Here is a 17,241-nt window from a genome sequence, read left to right on the forward strand (position 1 = left end):
CGGCCCCGGCGGGACGCGGCCCCGGGCCGGCCCGCCGTTGCTGCCAGAGCCGTAGCAGCACCAGGCCGCCCAGGCCGGCCAGCACCAGATACACCTGGCGCCAGCCGCCCCCCAGGGCCAGCACGGTGGTGGCGATCGCCGGCCCCGTGACGGCGCCGACGCCGTAGAAGCCATGCAGCGGGCCGATCAGCCGGGCGCCGGCCGCGTGCTGCGCCACGGCCGTGTTGAGGCCGGCGTCGACCAGGCCGATGCCCAGGCCCACCGCCACCCCCGTGGCCACCATCAGGTCCCAGCGGGGGGTGAGGGCGTAGAGCAGCAGGGCCGAGGCCAGCAGCGTGAAGGCCATCAGCAGCAGCCGGTCCAGCCCCAGCCGGCTGCTCACCATGCCGTTCAGCAGGGCCGCCAGCAGATAGCCACCGATCTGGCTGACCAGCAGAAGTGTCACCGATCCGGTGCTGAGCGTGAAGGTGTCCAGCAGGGCGGGCACCAGCACGCCGAGGGCCGCCTCCACCGCGCCGATCACCACAAAGGCGGCGCAGGCCACCCCCATCCGCAGGTCGCTCGCTGCGTCAGCCATCACGGCGGCGCAAGGCGACGGCGACCAGCAGCAGCAGCACCGCCAGCCAGCGGGCGGGCCCGTTCGGCTGCTGGGGGACCCCCAGCCAGCCCCAGTGGTCGATCAGCAGCGAGCCGACCAGCTGGCTGCAGACCACCGTCATGGTGGTGGCGGTGAGCCCGAGCCGGGGAATCACCAGGGTGGAGAGGGTGACGTAAAGGGCGCCGAGCATGCCGCCGCCCAGGGCCCAGGGCGGGACAGCGGCGAGCCGCTCGATGGGGCCGGCACGGAAACCCCCCAGGGCCAGCAGCAGCCCGAGGGCGGCGGCACCCACCAGGAAGTTGACCGTGGCGGCGGCCACGGCGGAGCGCAGCGTGCCGCCCAGGCGCGCATTGGCGGCCCCGCCCAGCGACAGCAGGCTGCCCGCCGAGAAGGCACAGAGCACGGCGGAGAGGGGGTTCATCGCCCACCCCCCGACTGGGTGAGCAGGAGCATGGCCGCCAGGAACAGCGCCATCGCCGCCCAGCCCCGGGTGCCGAGGCGCTGGCGGCGCACCCCCAGCCAGCCGTGGTGATCCATCACGAGGCCGGCGACCGCCTGGCCGGCCACCACCAGCCCGAGGGTGAGGGTGGCGCCGAGACGGGGGATCACCAGGGTGCTGGAGCTCACGTACCAGGCGCCGAGCACCCCGGCCAGCAGGGTCCAGCGCGGCGCCCTGCCGATCGCCCGCCAGTCGGGGGTCGGCAGCAGGCCGCTGAGCAGCAGCCCGATCAGGGTGAGCGAACCCAGCAGGTAGGAGTGGAGGGCGGCGAGGGGAACGGACTGGAGCGACTGGGCTAGCCGGGCGTTCATGGCCGCCTGCACCGGCAGCAGGGCACCGGCCAGCAGGGCCAGGGCGATCGCCATGGCCGAGGAGACCGGGACGACGGGCGCCCGCGAGCGGGGCAGGGACAGGCAAGACATCTCGACATCAAGAGACTTGATCCGAAGCTAGGGGTGAGTTGTCTTGACGTCAAGCTATCCTCGGGCCATGGCCTCCGACCGCATCGACCTGATCCAGGGCCAATGGCAGCAGGCCTCCCCGGACCTGGATGTCTCCGCCCTGGCCGTGGTGGGGCGGATCCTGCGCATCGCCCGGCTGCTGGAGCGCCAGCGCGAAGCCCTGCTGGCCCCCCATGGGCTCAGCCTCTGGTCCTTCGATGTGCTGGCCACCCTCCGGCGCCAGCCCCCACCGCACCAGCTCACCCCCACCGAGCTCTACGGCGCCTTGATGCTGTCCTCCGGCGCCATGACCAACCGGATCGATCGCCTTGAGGCCGACGGCCTGGTGGAGAGGCACCGCGAAACGACCGACCGGCGCAGCGTCCTGGTGCGGCTCACGGCCAGGGGCGCCCAGCTGGTGGAGACGGTGCTGCCTGTGGTCGTTGGCAACGAGCGGGAACGGCTGGAGCAGTGCACCACCTCCGAGGAGCGTGAGCTCCTGGCCGGGCTGCTGCGCCGCCAGCTCCTGGCCCTGGACGGCGGCGACTGAAGCCTCCCCAGCACCATGGCTTCAGCACTCTCCTTCAGGCCCCTCACGCAGGCTGATCGCCAGCGCCTCGAGAGCCTGTGCATCACCTGCAGCGACTTCTTCGAGTGCATCGAAGCTCAGCCCGGTGGCCATGAAACGGCAGCCGAGCTGCTTGGTCCCCTCGCGCCGGACGTGGGCAGCGGAGAGAAAAGCCTCGTTGGCGTGGAGTTCGGCCATGAACTGGTCGGGGTGGTGGAGCTGTTGGCTGGTTTCCCTGGGCCGCAGGAGTGGTACGTCGGTCTGCTGCTGCTTCATCCCGAGCGGCGCGGTGCGGGAGCCGGAACGGCCATCTGGGAACACCTGCGGCAACAGATGACCCAGGAGGGGGCCACCACGGTGCGACTCATCGTCCAACAACAGAATCCCCGTGCTCGTCGGTTCTGGGAGCGGCAGGGATTCACCGTGGAGAGGGAGATGATGGCCACAGCCGGCAAGCTGGAAAGCCCCGTCTGGCTGTTGCGTCGTGATCTTCAGGCGCCGGCCGCCCATGCCGTGGCAGCCCAGCAGGGCTCACCTTGCCGCTGAGCGAAAGCGCCCGACACGACCATGAAGATCAGGCTCGAACCCCCCAACCCGGCCTGGACGGAGGCCTTCGAACGGCACAGGGAGCGCCTCCTGGAAGCCCTGCCGATAGCGGGGCTTTTCGTCGATCACATCGGCAGTACCTCCCTGGGCGACATCAGCGCCAAGCCGATCATCGACATCCTTGTCGGCCTGCCGGATCCATCCCCACTGGATGCGGTGATCGATCCCCTGCTGGCCGCCGGCTACACCTATGTGGAAGCGTTCACGGGCGCCATGCCGTACAGGCGCTTCTTCGTCAGTCTCCAGGCCCTGTCGGCCGGGCCCCTGCCTCGCGTCATCGGTCCAGCAGATGCGCTGGCCTTCGGCCGTGATTACGACTCCATCGCGAACATTCATGTGATGGAGCGCGGGACTGATCACTGGAGGCGACACATCGCCTTCCGTGACTACCTACGGGCGCATTCTGAGGTGAGACTTGCGTATGAGAGCTTGAAACTCAGGATTGCGAAAATGGATTTCGAGGACCCACTTGACTACAACAGCTTCAAGGCGGATTTCATCCGTGAGCATCAGGGGAAGGCGATGGCCTGGTTCCTGCAAAGAGGGCAGTAGATCTGGGTTGTAACTCAGAGCTGTCGATCAGGACTTTGGTTGCCTCTTGGGCTTACCGACGGATGAGATAGCCTGTTTAACTCTTTTTTCCCTGCGTCAGTTGATCGATGAAGGTCATCATTCTTGGCAATGCCGGGGCCGGCAAGAGCACCCTGGCCAGGAAGCTGATCGCCAGGCAGCCGGCCGCCCGGTTATCGCTGGATGAGGTCGCGTTCCAGGGCGGAACCGAACGGCGTCCCCTTCAGGAGAGTGTCGAGGACGTCAGGCGCTGGATCTCCGAGCAGGACAGCTGGATCATCGAAGGCTGTTACGCAGACATCCTGGAGCCCGTCCTGGCCTGTGCCGAGGAACTGATCTTTCTGAATCCCGGCGTCGAGGTCTGCCTGGCCCACTGCCGCTCCAGGCCCTGGGAGCCCGAGAAATTCAGCTCCCGCCAGGAACAGGACGCGAATCTCGACAACCTCCTGCAGTGGGTTGGCTCCTACGAAACCCGATCCGACGAATACGGACTCGCCAGGCACCGGGCCCTGTATGAATCCTTTGAGGGGAAGAAGCGGGAATTCTGCCATCCTGAAGCGTATGCATCCTCCAGGTGCTCCGTCTATATCGCCACCAGTCTCGATGGCTGTATCGCCCGCAGCGACGGCTCCATCGATTGGCTGGAGCGCGCCAACGCCGCCGTGCCCGCCGGTGAAGATTGCGGCTACGCCGACTTCATCCAGACGGTCGATGCGATCGTCATGGGACGGGCGACCTTCGACAAGGTCCTCAGCTTTCCTGAATGGCCCTATGGCAGCCTGCCCGTTTATGTGCTCAGCACCACCTTGCGAAGCCGTCCTGCCGGAGTGCCGGACTCGGTCCAGGTGCTTTCTGCCTCGCCCCACGAGGTCGTGGAACGGGCCGCTGCAGCGGGCCACCACCATCTCTACATCGATGGCGGACGCACCATCCAGGGCTTCCTGAAAGCTGGGCTGATCACCGAGCTGACGATCACGCTCATCCCGCTGCTGCTGGGCTCAGGGATCAAGCTGTTTGGTGATCTGCCAGCCGACACGAACCTGCGTCTGTTGTCATCCAGAGCCTTTCCGTTCGGTTTCGTTCAGTGTCACTATGCGCTGTGCCAGGAGGCCTCGCCTCCAATGCCGACCCTCGAAGCACAGCCGCTGTGATGGTCCCTGAGGATCACTCGCGCATTCCGATCGAGCGATGGCGCCGTTGGCTAGGCGGCGTCCTGCTCGTACCGCTCCTGGCGACGTCGGGCGGGTTCGTCTTCCTCCTCTGCCATGCACTGGTGCGCGGTGAAATCAGCATCGTCTCCAGGGGCTATCACGTGTCCAGCAGTGCCTACACGATCAGCGCGAATCCGATCGCGTTCTTCTTTTTCTTCCTGCTCAACGCTCTGCTGGCTGCCTTTCTACTTTTCGTCACCGTGGTGGTGGGTCGAAGGGTGGTCACGGGGACCAGGCCCAGGTGAGGGGAACTTGAGCGAATCGGGGGTGAAGCCCTTGAAAAGCTGGCTTCAGGCCTGCCGCTTTCTGCGACGCCTGGCATGGTACGAGTGCAGATGCAGTCCGATCGCGACCAGCGCCATACCGGTGGCCACCAGCATGGCGCCGAAGAGGCTTCCCAGAACCCCGGAAACCGGTACTCCCGGTTTCAGCAGCGACCTGCTGGGGTCGCGGGGATCGTAGAAGATGGGTACAGGCCGACCTACGGGTAAGGACTCAGCCTCGCGTTGAGCCACCTCAGCGCTCTTGATGATTCCCACGTCGTCAAGGCTTTGGCGCGTGCCTGAGTACGTGCGACCCCACACGGTAAACGCGTAGTGCAGCTGCACGACATGGGTTCCTACAGCGCCCCGCCTTGCATCGATGATGATGGGCTTAGCCACCGCCTCCGATTTCTTCACTTCCCCCACCACCGCAGGCCAGGACCGTGATTGCCATCCCTCGACGATCATCGGCACGTTGCGCACCAGTAAGAATCCCCCGCCCCCGAGAGTGGTGGCGAGGATCAAGCCAAGAACCACCGCAATGAATGCAGCCTGCAGCACACGCATGATGGTGGGAGCCTAGCTGAACCACCCCCGCCTGGCCTGACTCTCCGTCCAGGTGACTGCTGAGAAGCAGATGGCGACCAGCCGATTTTCCCGGTCGTCGAGGATGGTTGGATCAGCGGTGTTCATCGTTGACCTTGAAGGTATCGCTGCAATCCTGGCCCAGTCCCATCCGACGGAATCACGGGAAGACATTGGATGACGCCATCGGTAGCCATCGATTAAGGTCGTGCGATGAACGACCAGGAGAAGCTGAACCAACCCAGGGCCATGGAGGGCCTGTGGCATGACACGGTGGCGTCAGGATTTTCGATGGCTTCAGACCCATTGACCTGCTCGCTGTTGAGGACCCTGGCCGCTTCAAAGCCGTCCGGTCGCTTTCTGGAGCTGGGCTCGGGAACGGGTCTTTCGACGGCATGGATTCTTGATGGGATGGATCAGACGTCGTCTTTGACGACTGTGGACAATGACGCGTCCTTCCTGGGGATACTCGACAAGCACCTTGGCTCGGATCCTCGGCTGGAGATCGTCTGCGCCGATGGCGATGCGTTCCTGCAGTCGCAGGGGGATGCCCAGTACGACTTCATCTTTGCGGACACATGGTCTGGCAAGTATCGGTTGCTTGATCAAACCCTACAGTTGCTCAGCAAGGGTGGCCTCTACATCATTGACGATATGCTTCCGCAGACCAACTGGCCTGATGGCCATGCCTCCAAAGTCGACGACTTAATCCATCAGCTCGTCTCCGACACCAGATTCCACGTGACCAAGCTGTCATGGGCGAGTGGCATCATCGTTGCCACTCGGCTTTGAGGTTTCGTATGGATGGATTCGCCTCGCGTCCCAGCTCCCCAAAGCGAAGGGCACCATCGGTCTCAAGAATCCAGAGGATAGAGACCGTCCATTGGCCGGAGATGTTTTTCAGCAGGCTTTCCAGCGGACAGCACTTGGGCTCAGTCATGGGGATGGACTGGCTTCCTTTTGGTAACGAGTGACCTTTTGGTTGCTACTTTACGCCAGCGAGTGACCGGCTTAGTCTCTGGCAGTTGACCAACAACATGGCTGACGCGATGGCAAACATCCTGCATGTTGACTCCAGCCCACGGAGTGAACGATCCAGGTCTCGAAGATTGGCGCGGGAGTTCATGGATGCCTGGCTGAACAGCCATCCTGATGACGCCGTGACGTATCGGGACTTACGCCTGACACCTGTTCCCCACATCACCGAAGAGTGGATCGCCGCCGACTTCACACCCCCGGAAGCCCTGACAGGTGACATGGCTGAGCTGCTGGCCTTTTCCGATGAGCTGGTCAATGAGTTTCTGGCGGCGGATCATTGTGTCTTCAGCGTGCCCATGCACAACTTTGGAATGCCATCCAACTTCAAAGCCTACATTGATCAGGTGGTTCGCGTGGGACGCACGTTCCGCCTTGAGAACGGCCAGTACAGCGGGCTGGCCGAGGGCAAGAAGGTGCTTTTCATCACGACCCGCGGTGTCGAGTACGGCCCTGGTTCGCCCTTTGAAGGGTGGGATTGCCTGGAGCCTGGGCTGCGCTATGCGTTTCGATTCATGGGTGTGATGGATCTGCAATTCATCCATGCCACCGGGCTGGATCTTGGTGACGATGCCGAGAGAAGGGGATTGGACACCGCACAGACAAGGCTCCGGGAACTGGTGTCCAGTTGGTAGCGCCAGCGAGGCGCCACCTCGATTCTGTGAAGGTTCAAGCCTGAGCGCCTAGTCTTGCTGGGTCGGCCCCTGTTGTGCTCTGCACCGTTGATGATCACCTGTTCGCTCCGCTACATCATCGATCCCTACAAGCTCAAGGAATTCGAGCATTACGGCAAGAGCTGGATTCCGCTCGTCGAGAAGTATGGGGGCCAGCATCACGGCTACTTCCTCCCCTCGGAGGGTGCCAGCAATGTCGCCTTGGCCCTGTTCTCGTTCCCAAGTCTGGCCACCTACGAGACCTATCGCGCCAGGTCGCTGGACGATCCGGAGTGTCAGGCGGCCTTTCAGTATGCGGAGGATACCCGCTGCATCATCAGCTACGAGCGCAGCTTCTTTCGCCCCGTCTTCGGCGACTGAGTCTGTCGGCGGCCCTGTCTTCCCGATTTCTCTCCGCTTTCGAAACGCCATGCCCTACGTCAATGTGCAGATCACCCGTGGGGCCACCCGGGCGCAGAAGGCCCAGCTGGTGAAGGAGATCACGGCGTCCCTCGTCACGGTCCTGGCGAAGAAGCCCGAACACACCCATGTCGTCATTCAGGAGATCGACGAAGAAGACTGGGGATTCGCCGGCGTGCTGACCGACGACTGGAAGGCCGGCCAGGGCCGGGCCGAGCGGGCCTGACACCTGGTCCCAAGCCCACGCCCCGACCATGGAGGGTCGCTTGCCCCGAGGCGCCCCTCAACCCGTCTGAGTAGTACGGTACGGTACCGTATCTTGCGTCGGACGCCCCCTGTCCATGGCCGCTCCACCCCGAGACCGCCTCCTCTCGGCCGCCCGGGAGCTGTTCTTTCAGCAGGGTTTCGCCAGGGTCTCCACCGATGCCCTGGCGAAGGCAGCGTCGGTTTCGAAGGCCACGCTCTACAAGCATTTCCCCAGCATGGAGGCCGTGCTTCGGGCCGTTGTCGAGCGTGAGGTGGATGGGTTCGAGCGGGGCGTCCCCATCACCGTGGCCACCGCGGCAGCGTTCCGAGCCGCCCTGGTGCAGTACGGCACCAACCTGCTCGACTTCCTCAACCACCCCGACATCATCCGGTTCGCCCAGCTGATGTTCGAGGAGGCGCGCGGCAACAGGGGACTGGCCGGCGACTTCTACGACTCCGCCTACGGACGCACCCAGAACGACCTGGCCCAGCTGATCCAGCAGGGGCTCGACCGCGGCGACCTGCGCTCCAGCCTCCCGGCCGCGGAGCTGGCCGAGCAACTGCTGGGTCTGTGGGAGGGCTTCGGCTTCATCCGTGCCCTGCTCGGCCTCACCCCGCAACCGTTCCCCGACCCCGGGGCCTGGAGCGAGGTCTGCGTGGGCACCTTTCTGGCGGGCCAGGGTTCCGCCCCGCCGCAGGGCGACGACCCCACCCCTTCCCGAGCGGACCCCTGAGCGCCATGGCCATGCACAAGTTCGTTCCACCCACAGGTCCCGGGGACGTCCTCGCCGATCGCCGCCGGCTCTGGATCCTGGGCGCCAGTCGCCTGGCCTTCAGCATCGCGGTGGCGATCGCCACCCACACGGTGTTTCCCCTGCTGCGCTGGATGCAGCAGCGCCGGATTCACCGCGGCGATGTGATCTGGCTGGAGGACATCCCGGGGCCACCCCAGAGCCAGCGCTTCGACCATCTGGCCTTTGTGCCGGCTGACATCACCCCCAATCCCGGTCCGGTCCGCAAACGGGCGCGGTTCATGAAGGTGGAGTATCCCGCCGCCGCCTATCCCTTCGCCTTTCGCCAGCCACCCATCTCCGGGAACGCCATCAATGGCCTGGGGGAGGAGCGCCCCCGCCGGCCCGACCACGTGTTCTTCGGTGATTCCTACAGGCGGGCCTGGGGAAAGCTCGACTGGTACTTCCAGGTGATGGAGCCCACCGCCATTCATCGGCTGATCGTGCGGATGTTCTGGCAGGACCGGGCCCGGGTCGGACCTGTGGCGCCCGGTGTCACCACCCTCGGCACCCCCGAAGAGGCCTCCGCCCACATCAAGGCCCTGGCCACCCGGATCGGCGCCGGATCGGTGGGCATCACCCACCTGCGTCCGGAGTTCTGCTACCACGACTCCAACCCTGACTTCGCCTACGCCATTGCGGTCGCCGTGCCGATGGATCGGGAGGAGATGCTGCACACCCCCAGTGAGCGCTCCAATCAACAGATCATGCGGACCTACCTGGACGTGAACCGGGTGGCGATCCGGCTGGCCCACGCCATCCGTGCCCTGGGCTATCCGGCCCAGGCGTCCACCAATCTGGCGCCGGGTTCCAGCACGGAGGTGCTGCATGTGCCCATCGCCATCGCGGCCGGCCTTGGCCAGCTGGGCAAGCACGGCTCGATGATCACCCCCGAATTCGGCTCGAATGTCCGTCTGGCCACCGTGCTCACCGATCTGCCCCTGGCCGTCGATCAGCCGAGGGACATCGGTGTGGACGACCTCTGCGCCCACTGCCGCATCTGTGAAACCAACTGCCCCCCGCACGCGCTGTTCCCGGAGAAGCAGCTGGTGCGTGGCCAGCGGCGCTGGTACGTGAATTTCGATAAGTGCGCTCCCTACTTCGCCGAAACCCGCGGCTGCGGCATCTGCATCGAGGTCTGCCCCTGGAGCACACCCGGCAAGGGCCAGGAGCTGATGCGCACCCTGCTCGAACGTCGGCAGGGGCCCGGGGGAGCCGCCCGGACCTGACGTGTGCCACGTTGGCCGGTGTTGTGGTGAGGTGGTGTGCACGAACCGCTCCTGACGGTGCGCCGGGCGACGGCCACGGACGTGCCGGTGCTGGCCCGCTATGGCGTCGCCCTCGCACGGCTGCATGTCGGCTTTGATGCCGACCGTTTCGCCGTGCCGCCGGGCGGCGAGGGCGCCTATGCGGCGTTCTTCCAGGCGGAGCTCCAGCGTCCGGAGGTGGTGCTGCTGATCGCCGAGGCCGGTACCCAACCGGTGGGCTACGCCTTCGTGCGGATGGAGCCGATGAGCCTGGTGGAGCTGCGCGGAGCCGGAGCCTGGCTGCACGACCTCTATGTGGATCCTGGGGCCAGGAGCGGCGGGATCGGCCGCCGGCTGCTCGCGGCGGCCAAGGAGGCCGCCATCGCCCTGGGCTCCGGCAGCCTGATGCTCAGTGCATCGTCACAGAATGCCGCCGCCCGGCACCTGTTCGAGGGCGCCGGACTGCGCCCCACCATGGTGGAGATGCGGATCGAACTGGAGGGGTGAAAGCGGCATCGCTGCAGACATCAGCGCTGACGGCCGCACCGCCACCATGGCCGAACAGCTCGCTCGGCTGGCTTCTCCATGAACACCTACACCTTCCTGAGGGTCCCGGTGGCCTACACCGCCGGCCAGATCGATCCGTCCCCGTACGAACAGGCCATCCATGACCAGGCCGCCCGTGGCTGGGATCTGGTTCAGATTTTCGTAGAGAACCCCGCCGCCATGGCCAGCGAGCACGTGCTGATCTTCCGGCGGCCGGCCTAGGGCCCCCCGAGCAGTGGCACCAGTTCCCGCACCGCATCGCCGGCCTTCAGCTCCAGCGCCACGCCGGAACCGCCGCAGTCCTCCGCTGGCAGCTGGTCGGCGCCCAGCCGCAGGCTGCGGCCCTCGCCGCCCTCCAGGGTCACGCCGATCACGCCGGCCTCACCCGCCTGCAGGTCCACCAGGGCGTCGTCGCGCTCCAGGAAGCGCAGGCCGATCTGGCCCATGGCGCCCCGCTGGCAGGGCCGCAGGCTGTCGAGATGCAGGCGCTTCACCTGGCCGCGGCGGCTGGCCAGCAGCACGTTGCCGCCCGCCGCCGCCCGCGCCGCCCCCACCACCCGTTCGCCGGGCAGCAGCCGCAGCAGCATCGGCCCCTGGGCGGTGCGGCCCAGGACCGGCAGGTTGGTGTCGTTGATCGCCAGCCGCAGCATCCGTCCGGTGCTGGTGGCCACCACCAGATCCTCCCCCTCCCGGCAGGGCACCACCCGTTGCAGGGCCACCCCCTCCTTCAGCTTCAGCACCGTGGCGGGCCGGCCCGAGAGCTCAAGGAAGTCCTCGATCGGCAGCCGCTTGAAGCGCCCATCGGTGCTCAGCAGCCCGATGCTTCCCGACGGCGGCTGCGGCAAGGGCAGCACCTGCACCACTGTCTCCCCGTGGAGGCTGTCGGGCAGGAAGCGCTCCAGCCTGCCGGGGTTCTGGCCGGCGAACTCCCAGCGCAGCAGGGCCACCTTGCCGCCGGCGCTGAAGGCCAGCAACGCCGGCTGCTCGGCCACCGGCAGGATCAGCCGCGCCGGCGGCGGCAGCTCCCCCAGCTCGGCCGCCTGATCCAGGTGCAGCCGGCCCAGCATCTGGGGCGTGACGATCCGCACCGCCCCGTCGGTCTGGATCAGCAGGCGGCCATCGCCGGCCAGGGCCTCAAAGGCCTGCTGCCGCTGCAGTTCGGTGTTGGGCCGCACCGCCGCCGCCCGCTGGGCCACCAGGGCGTCGCCCCCTTCCACCAGCCGGGTGCGGCGGGGGGTGGCGTAACGCTTCTTCAGCCCCTTGAGCTCGCTGACCATCGTGTCGAGCAGGGTGTCGCGGTCGTTGAGCAGGTGCCGCAGCCGGGTGCGCTCCTGCTCCAGGTCGGCCGCCTCCTTGCGCAGCCCCTCCTGCTCCAGGCCCGTGAGCCGCCGCAGGGGCATGGCCAGCACCGCATCGGCCTGGCGCTCGCTCAGATCCAGGTGCACCTGGAGGCTGGCCCGGGCCGTGGCGGCATCCCGCGCCTCGCTGATCATTTCGATCACCCGCTTGAGGTCGTCGAGGGCCTTGATCAGCCCCTGCACCACCTCCAGCCGGTCTTCGCAGCGCTTCAGCGCATGGTTGGTGCGCCGGATGATCGTCAGCTCCCGGTACTCCAGGAACTGCTGCAGCATCTGGCGCAGGTTCAGCTGCTGGGGCTGGCCGTTCACCAGCGTCAGCAGGATGGCGCCGAAGTTGCTCTGCAGGGCCGTGCGGCGCTGCAGTTCCTCCAGCACCTTCTGCGGTTCGGCGTCGCGCCGCAGCTCGATCACCACCCGCATCCCCTCGCGGTCGCTCTCGTCACGGATGTCGGCGATGCCGCCGATCTTGCCGTCGTTCACCTGCTCGGCCAGCTTCTCGATCCAGCCCGCCTTGCTCAGCTGGTACGGCAGTTCCGTCACCACCACGGCGCCGCGGCGGTGGCGCCCCTTGCCGGGCTGCACCTCCTCGATGTGGGCCACACCCCGCATCGGGATGCTGCCCCGCCCCGTGGCATAGGTGTCGCGCACGCCGCTGCCCAGCAGCACCTCGCCGCCGGTGGGGAAATCCGGGCCCGGCACCATCGCCAGCAGCTTCTCCTCCGGCAGGTCGGGTTTGCGGATCAGGGCGATCAGGGCCTCCACCACCTCGCCGAGGTTGTGGGGCGGGATGCTGGTGGCCATGCCCACGGCGATGCCGGTGCAGCCGTTGAGCAGCAGGAAGGGCAGCTGGGCCGGCAGCACCGTCGGCTCCTGCTGGGAGCCGTCGAAGTTGGGGGCGAAATCGACCGTGTCGCTGCCGATCTCATCGAGCATCGCCTCGTTGGCGATCGGCGCCAGCCGGGTTTCCGTGTACCGCATCGCGGCCGGCGGGTCGTCGTCCACCGAGCCGAAGTTGCCGTGGCCGTCCAGCAGCGGGTGGCGGCTGGCGAAGGTCTGCACCAGCCGCACCAAGGCGTCGTAGACGGCCTGGTCGCCGTGGGGGTGGTATTTGCCGAGCACGTCGCCCACCACGCGGGCGCACTTGCGGTAGGGCCGGTCCGGGGTCAGCCCCAGCTCGTGCATCGCATAGAGGATGCGCCGCTGCACCGGCTTGAGCCCGTCGCGCACATCCGGCAGGGCCCGCCCCACGATCACGCTCATCGCGTACTCGAGGTAGGAGCGCTGCATCTCCTGATGCAGGGCGATCGGTTGGACGCGCTCGTCCGGCATCCGGTCCTTTGGGGCAGCGGCTCAGGGCGCTCAGCCTACAGATGGTGCCCGGGCCCCCCCGGGCTCAGGACTCGTCGCTGCTGACCCCGTCCCCGTCGGTGGCATTGGCCAGGGCCCGCTCCACCGCCGCCTTCAGCTCCGGCAGGGCCAGCAGCTGGGCGGTCACCGCCCGCAGCTTCGGCCCCCACAGCTGCTCCTTCTGGAACTTCTCTTTCACGTAGTTGGGCTCCTCCGCCAGGGCGGTCTCGGCCAGCTTCAGGGCCTGGGCCCGCTCCGCCGGTCCCCGCTCGAACAGGGCCGCCGCCAGGGCCAGGGAGGTCTCGGCGATGTCCGGCTTGATCTTCAGCACCCGCTGCCAGCGGCCGATGGCGTCGTTGACGCGGCCGCTCTCGTACAGCACCAGCCCCTGGTTGTTGATCGCCTCCCAGAAGTCCTTGCGCAGCCCCGCGGCCCGCTCGAACGACCCCAGGGCCTCCTGGGTGTTGCCCAGCAGGATCTGGGCATTGCCCAGGTCGAAGTAGGCACCGGCGTTCCTGCTGTCCAGCTCCAGCCCCCGCCGCAGCAGGCCGATGGCGTCCTGGGGCTTGCCGTCCCGCAGCGCCAGCGAACCCTCGGCGAACCAGATGCCGGCGTTGTTGGGATCCAGCTCCTTGGCCCGGGCCAGGGCCACCTTGGCCTTCTCCACCTGGTTGCTGCGCAGCTCCGCTTCCGCCAGCAGCACCCAGCCGCGGGGGTCCTGCGGCAGCAGCCGCACGGTCAGTTCCGCCAGCCGGGCCGCATCCTCCGCCTGGCCGAGGCGCAGCAGCCGCGCCGCCGCCTGGGCAATGCCCAGCCCGGCCCCCTCCAGCTCCTTCTCCTGCGGCAGGTACACGAACGGCACCAGGGCCCGCGCCGGCAGGGCGTAGCCCACCAGGGGGGTGGCCGTCAGCGGCATGGCCAGGCAGAGGGAGGAGAACAGTCGCCAGAACCGCCGGCCCACGGAATCACCCCGAATCGCCCCAGCCTAGGGAGCCGTCCCCCGTTGTCCCCAGCCGCCCGCCAGCGCCGCCCGGATGTTGCGCCGCCACATGGCCGGCCGGATCCGCCGCAGGGCCGAGGCCCGCAGCCGCTCGTCCCAGTCGCCGTCGCTCCAGCCCAGGGCCTCGGCGCCGCGCAGATCCAGCAGCCACGGTCGGGGCTGCACGTCGGCGTCGGTGGCGACGGGCAGGGGCCGCCGGTTCCAGGGGCAGACCTCCTGGCAGATGTCGCAGCCGGCCACCCAGCCCTCCAGTCGCCCGGCGATCGCCGCCGGCAGCGCCTCCTGGCGGTTCTCGATCGTGTGGTAAGCGATGCAGCGGCGGGCATCGACCACGAACGGCTCGTCGAGGGCGCCGGTGGGGCAGGCGTCGATGCAGGCCGTGCAGGCGCCGCACAGGGGCTCGGCCGGACGGTCGGGGGGCAGATCGAGGCTGGTGAGCAGGTGGCCCAGCAGCATCCAGGAGCCCCGGCGGCGATGGATCAGGTTGCCGTTCTTGCCGATCCAGCCCAGGCCCGCCTCCTCCGCCCAGGCCTTGTCGAGCAGGGGGGCGCTGTCGACGCAGGCGCGCCAGGTGCTGCCCGGCGCCGCCTGCTCCAGCCAGCGCCCCAGCTGCCGCAGGCGGCCGTCGATCACCCGGTGGTAGTCGCGCCCCCAGCCGTAGCGGGCCACCCGCAGGCTGCCCGGCGCCCGCCCGTCGGCCACGTGGTAGTTCCAGCCCACCGCCAGCACGCTGCGCACCCCCGGCAGCAGGGCCTCGATCCGGCGACGGCGGGGGTCCTCCATCCAGCCCATCCCCGCCTGGTGACCCGCCGCCAGCCACCGCTCCAGGGCGGCCGTGCGCAGGGGCAGCCGCGCGCTTCCCGGCACCGCCGCCAGCCCCACCGGGGCGAAGCCGAGCCCTTCGGCCCGGGCCCGCAGTGCCGCCGCCAGTGCGCTAAGGGAGCCGGGATCGGTCAAGGGCTGCCGGTAGAGTCCCACGAATCCGACCTCCCCTGTGTGGCAGCCAGTTCCTCCTCCCGCTTCAGTCCCCTGCTGCGCTGGATGGGCCTCACCCTGGTGGTGCTGCTCGTCCTGCAGCTGGTCGCCGTGCTCACCCTCTGGGACTGGCAGGAGGAGGCCTTCCGCCAGCTGGTGGTGGAGCGACTGATCGGCCAGGCCCCGATGGGGCTGATCGGGCTGCTGCTCATGTACCTCTCCTCCCGTCTGGAAGACCCGTCGGAGGAGCGCACCCCCGTCCTCTGGACCGTCTGCATCATCAGCGGTCTGCTGGCCGTGCTGCTGACCGCCTCGCTGCCGATCACCTTCGGCGGTGACCAGCAGATGCAGCAGCAGGCCGACCAGCAGCTCGCCGCCAAGCGCGGCCAGCTGGAGATGGCCCGGCAGCAGAGCAAGGATCCCGCCCTGCTCCAGCAGCTGATCAAGCAGGCCGAGGCCACCGGCCAGGTGCCCCCGGGCGCCACCGAGGAGCAGAAGACCCAGTCGGCCCGGGCGTTCGTCGATCGCCAGCTCGACCAGCTCGAGACCCAGTTCAAGCAGACCGAGCAGACCAGCAAGGTCACCCTCAGCCAGCGCCGCTACGGGGGATCCCTCGGCGCGGTGGTGCTGATCATCGCCTTCACGATCCTTTGCCTCGGCAGTGTCCTGTAAGACCCCTGTGGATCGTTACCGTTAGGGTTTCGCCCCTCCGGACCCCATCCATTGGTCCCATCCAGTAGTCCCAGTTCCGATCAGCCCCTGGGCAACCGGCTGCAGCAGGATCTCAAGAACGATCTGATCGCCGGTCTGCTGGTGGTCATTCCGCTGGCCACCACGATCTGGCTCGCCACCACGGTGAGCCGCTTCGTTCTGGCCTTCCTGACGTCGATCCCCAAGCAGTTCAACCCGTTCAACACCCTCAACCCCCTCCTCCAGGACCTGATCAACCTGGGGGTGGGACTGCTGGTGCCGCTCCTGGGCATCCTGCTGATCGGTCTGATGGCCCGCAACATCGTCGGCCGCTGGCTGCTGGAGTTCGGTGAGGGCACCCTGCTGCGCATCCCCCTGGCGGGCTCCGTCTACAAGACCCTCAAGCAGCTCCTGGAAACCTTCCTCCAGGGCAATTCCGCCCGCTTCCGGCGGGTGGTGCTGGTCGAATACCCCCGCGAGGGGCTCTACGCCGTCGGCTTCGTCACCGGGGTGCTGGGCACGGCCATCCAGGCCGATTTCGGCGAGACCATGCTCAGCGTCTTCATTCCCACCGCCCCCAACCCCACCACGGGCTGGTATGCGGTGGTACCCGAGCGCCTGGTGAAGGACATCGAGCTGAGCGTCGAGGATGCCTTCCGCACGATCATCTCCGCCGGCATCGTCAGCCCCGACGAGCGGGAACCCACCTCCAACCGCAGCTTCGCCAGCCTCCTGGCCCAGCTGCGCGCCCCCCAACCCTCCTGATGCAGAGTCGCACCCTTGCCCGTGAACTGGCCCTGCTGATGCTGGGTCAGGTCAGCGACCGCGGCAGCGGCGCCGAGGCCCCCTCCGGCTCCTTCGATCTGCTGCTGCAGCAGGCCGTCACCAGCCTCAGCCAGCACGTGCGCGAGGCCCTCGACCGTTCCGCCGAGGATCTCCAGCAGGCCCAGCAGCGGCTGCTGGACAGCGAGCTCCAGGACCAGGGGGAGAAGCAGCTGCCGACGGTGCGGCGCCACCTGCAGGAGGGCCTCACCCACGCCGAGCACGCCCTCAACCGCCTCTCCGCCAGCCTGGAGCTGCCGCGCCTGCTGCTGCTCGCCGACCAGGAGGCGGTGCAACGTGATGCCCTCGGCCGCATCCGGGCGGTGCTGCGCGACCGCGAAGCCCTCGACGGCCGCATCGATGCGGTGATGGAGGGCTGGCGCCTCACCCGCCTGCCCCGGGTCGACCGGGACATCCTGCGGCTGGCGGTGGTGGATCTGGAGGATTTCGGCACCCCCGCCGCCGTGGCCTGCAGTGAGGCGGTGGAGCTGGCCAACCGCTACAGCGATGAGCAGGGGCGACGCATGATCAATGGTGTGCTGCGGCGCTTCACCGCCGCCCGGGTCTGACCAGGAACGCGATGGTCTTCGATTGGTTCAAACGGGCCCTGGCCCACCTCGCCCCGACGCCTGAGCCCGAGCCCGCCGCGGCGCCCGCGCCGGAGCCCGAGTCCCCCGCCGAGGCGGAGGCCACCGCGGTTCCGGCCGCCCCTGAAGCCGTGGCCCCGGTGGCCGTGCCCCCGGCGGAGGTCGCGCCCGCTGTTGCCGATTC

At 67.8% G+C, this 17,241-nt stretch carries 23 protein-coding genes and 1 pseudogene; 17 read left to right on the top strand and 7 right to left on the bottom strand.

Annotated features, from left to right (window positions below; translation table 11 throughout):
• The 3 genes from KBY81_RS13870 to KBY81_RS13880 form a co-directional block, all read right to left on the bottom strand.
• On the bottom strand, positions 1 to 577 hold a 577-nt coding region (locus KBY81_RS13870), incomplete at its 3' end, for an MFS transporter (RefSeq protein ID WP_254976793.1).
• Complete coding sequence (locus tag KBY81_RS13875) at positions 570 to 1,019, bottom strand: DMT family transporter (protein ID WP_254976794.1); 450 nt, start codon at positions 1,017 to 1,019, stop codon at positions 570 to 572. The genes KBY81_RS13870 and KBY81_RS13875, both read right to left, overlap by 8 nt.
• A complete protein-coding gene (locus KBY81_RS13880) occupies positions 1,016 to 1,519 on the bottom strand; it encodes a DMT family transporter (RefSeq protein WP_254976795.1) in 504 nt (167 codons plus the stop codon). Before KBY81_RS13880 ends, KBY81_RS13875 begins: the two co-directional genes overlap by 4 nt.
• Positions 1,520 to 1,586: 67 nt before the next feature.
• Here KBY81_RS13880 and KBY81_RS13885 point away from each other — a divergent pair, with 67 nt between their 5' ends.
• The 5 genes from KBY81_RS13885 to KBY81_RS13905 all read left to right on the top strand — a co-directional run bounded on the left by KBY81_RS13885 (position 1,587) and on the right by KBY81_RS13905 (position 4,737).
• Positions 1,587 to 2,087, top strand: a complete 501-nt coding sequence (locus KBY81_RS13885) for a MarR family winged helix-turn-helix transcriptional regulator (RefSeq protein ID WP_254976796.1) — start codon at positions 1,587 to 1,589, stop codon at positions 2,085 to 2,087.
• A 15-nt stretch (positions 2,088 to 2,102) separates the two neighbouring features.
• Positions 2,103 to 2,651 (top strand): GNAT family N-acetyltransferase, encoded by a 549-nt coding sequence (locus tag KBY81_RS16760; RefSeq protein ID WP_396103738.1) that lies wholly within the window; start codon positions 2,103 to 2,105, stop codon positions 2,649 to 2,651.
• 21 nt (positions 2,652 to 2,672) lie between these two features.
• On the top strand, positions 2,673 to 3,263 hold the full coding sequence (locus tag KBY81_RS13895) for a GrpB family protein (RefSeq protein WP_094586316.1): 591 nt from the start codon (positions 2,673 to 2,675) through the stop codon (positions 3,261 to 3,263).
• Positions 3,264 to 3,370: 107 nt separating this feature from the next.
• A complete protein-coding gene (locus tag KBY81_RS13900) occupies positions 3,371 to 4,432 on the top strand; it encodes a dihydrofolate reductase family protein (protein ID WP_254976798.1) in 1,062 nt (353 codons plus the stop codon).
• The gene (locus KBY81_RS13905) at positions 4,432 to 4,737 is read left to right on the top strand and encodes a hypothetical protein (protein ID WP_106222222.1); all 306 of its coding nucleotides are present in this window, start codon (positions 4,432 to 4,434) and stop codon (positions 4,735 to 4,737) included. Before KBY81_RS13900 ends, KBY81_RS13905 begins: the two co-directional genes overlap by 1 nt.
• A 45-nt stretch (positions 4,738 to 4,782) precedes the next feature.
• Here the strand turns inward: KBY81_RS13905 and KBY81_RS13910 are convergent, their stop codons facing one another.
• Positions 4,783 to 5,322, bottom strand: coding sequence for a DUF3592 domain-containing protein (locus tag KBY81_RS13910; RefSeq protein WP_106222220.1), 540 nt, complete (start codon positions 5,320 to 5,322; stop codon positions 4,783 to 4,785).
• Between the two features lie 231 nt (positions 5,323 to 5,553).
• Between KBY81_RS13910 and KBY81_RS13915 the strand changes: the two genes are divergently transcribed.
• The 8 genes from KBY81_RS13915 (at position 5,554) to KBY81_RS13950 (ending at position 10,500) form a co-directional block, all read left to right on the top strand.
• Positions 5,554 to 6,132, top strand: coding sequence for an O-methyltransferase (locus KBY81_RS13915; protein ID WP_254976799.1), 579 nt, complete (start codon positions 5,554 to 5,556; stop codon positions 6,130 to 6,132).
• Between the two features lie 257 nt (positions 6,133 to 6,389).
• Positions 6,390 to 7,010: an FMN-dependent NADH-azoreductase gene (locus KBY81_RS13920; RefSeq protein ID WP_254976805.1), complete on the top strand. Its 621-nt coding sequence runs from the start codon at positions 6,390 to 6,392 to the stop codon at positions 7,008 to 7,010.
• Positions 7,011 to 7,100: 90 nt separating this feature from the next.
• Complete coding sequence (locus tag KBY81_RS13925) at positions 7,101 to 7,409, top strand: NIPSNAP family protein (RefSeq protein ID WP_106222216.1); 309 nt, start codon at positions 7,101 to 7,103, stop codon at positions 7,407 to 7,409.
• Positions 7,410 to 7,458: 49 nt separating this feature from the next.
• A complete protein-coding gene (locus KBY81_RS13930; protein ID WP_254976800.1) occupies positions 7,459 to 7,674 on the top strand; it encodes a 4-oxalocrotonate tautomerase family protein in 216 nt (71 codons plus the stop codon).
• 115 nt (positions 7,675 to 7,789) lie between these two features.
• Complete coding sequence (locus tag KBY81_RS13935) at positions 7,790 to 8,428, top strand: TetR/AcrR family transcriptional regulator (RefSeq protein ID WP_094586326.1); 639 nt, start codon at positions 7,790 to 7,792, stop codon at positions 8,426 to 8,428.
• A 5-nt stretch (positions 8,429 to 8,433) separates the two neighbouring features.
• Positions 8,434 to 9,714: a 4Fe-4S dicluster domain-containing protein gene (locus tag KBY81_RS13940; protein ID WP_254976801.1), complete on the top strand. Its 1,281-nt coding sequence runs from the start codon at positions 8,434 to 8,436 to the stop codon at positions 9,712 to 9,714.
• A 36-nt stretch (positions 9,715 to 9,750) separates the two neighbouring features.
• The gene (locus tag KBY81_RS13945) at positions 9,751 to 10,239 is read left to right on the top strand and encodes a GNAT family N-acetyltransferase (RefSeq protein WP_254976802.1); all 489 of its coding nucleotides are present in this window, start codon (positions 9,751 to 9,753) and stop codon (positions 10,237 to 10,239) included.
• A gap of 78 nt (positions 10,240 to 10,317) precedes the next feature.
• A complete protein-coding gene (locus KBY81_RS13950; protein ID WP_094586332.1) occupies positions 10,318 to 10,500 on the top strand; it encodes a DUF4177 domain-containing protein in 183 nt (60 codons plus the stop codon).
• Here KBY81_RS13950 and KBY81_RS13955 read toward each other — a convergent pair.
• From KBY81_RS13955 to queG, 3 genes are all read right to left on the bottom strand, one after another.
• On the bottom strand, positions 10,497 to 12,965 hold the full coding sequence (locus tag KBY81_RS13955; protein WP_254971938.1) for a DNA topoisomerase (ATP-hydrolyzing) subunit A: 2,469 nt from the start codon (positions 12,963 to 12,965) through the stop codon (positions 10,497 to 10,499). The two genes, KBY81_RS13950 and KBY81_RS13955, sit on opposite strands and share 4 nt — an antisense overlap.
• A 64-nt stretch (positions 12,966 to 13,029) precedes the next feature.
• Positions 13,030 to 13,944 (bottom strand): tetratricopeptide repeat protein, encoded by a 915-nt coding sequence (locus KBY81_RS13960; RefSeq protein WP_106222203.1) that lies wholly within the window; start codon positions 13,942 to 13,944, stop codon positions 13,030 to 13,032.
• A 24-nt stretch (positions 13,945 to 13,968) separates the two neighbouring features.
• Positions 13,969 to 14,940 (bottom strand): tRNA epoxyqueuosine(34) reductase QueG, encoded by a 972-nt coding sequence (gene queG, locus KBY81_RS13965; RefSeq protein ID WP_254976803.1) that lies wholly within the window; start codon positions 14,938 to 14,940, stop codon positions 13,969 to 13,971.
• Between the two features lie 39 nt (positions 14,941 to 14,979).
• Here queG and KBY81_RS13970 point away from each other — a divergent pair, with 39 nt between their 5' ends.
• From KBY81_RS13970 to KBY81_RS13985, 4 genes and pseudogenes are all read left to right on the top strand, one after another.
• Positions 14,980 to 15,630: an HpsJ family protein gene (locus tag KBY81_RS13970; RefSeq protein ID WP_219904361.1), complete on the top strand. Its 651-nt coding sequence runs from the start codon at positions 14,980 to 14,982 to the stop codon at positions 15,628 to 15,630.
• Positions 15,631 to 15,681: 51 nt separating this feature from the next.
• The gene (locus KBY81_RS13975) at positions 15,682 to 16,413 is read left to right on the top strand and encodes a DUF502 domain-containing protein (RefSeq protein WP_015109897.1); all 732 of its coding nucleotides are present in this window, start codon (positions 15,682 to 15,684) and stop codon (positions 16,411 to 16,413) included.
• Positions 16,413 to 17,039 carry a transcription antitermination factor NusB gene (nusB, locus tag KBY81_RS13980; protein WP_254976804.1) on the top strand — a complete coding sequence of 209 codons (627 nt, stop codon included), beginning with the start codon at positions 16,413 to 16,415 and terminating at the stop codon, positions 17,037 to 17,039. The genes KBY81_RS13975 and nusB overlap by 1 nt, the downstream gene beginning before the upstream one ends.
• An 11-nt stretch (positions 17,040 to 17,050) precedes the next feature.
• Positions 17,051 to 17,241: pseudogene (locus KBY81_RS13985) on the top strand (signal recognition particle-docking protein FtsY); the annotation flags it as partial.

The organism is Cyanobium sp. Lug-B, from assembly GCF_024345635.1.
GTDB lineage: Bacteria > Cyanobacteriota > Cyanobacteriia > PCC-6307 > Cyanobiaceae > Cyanobium > Cyanobium minutissimum.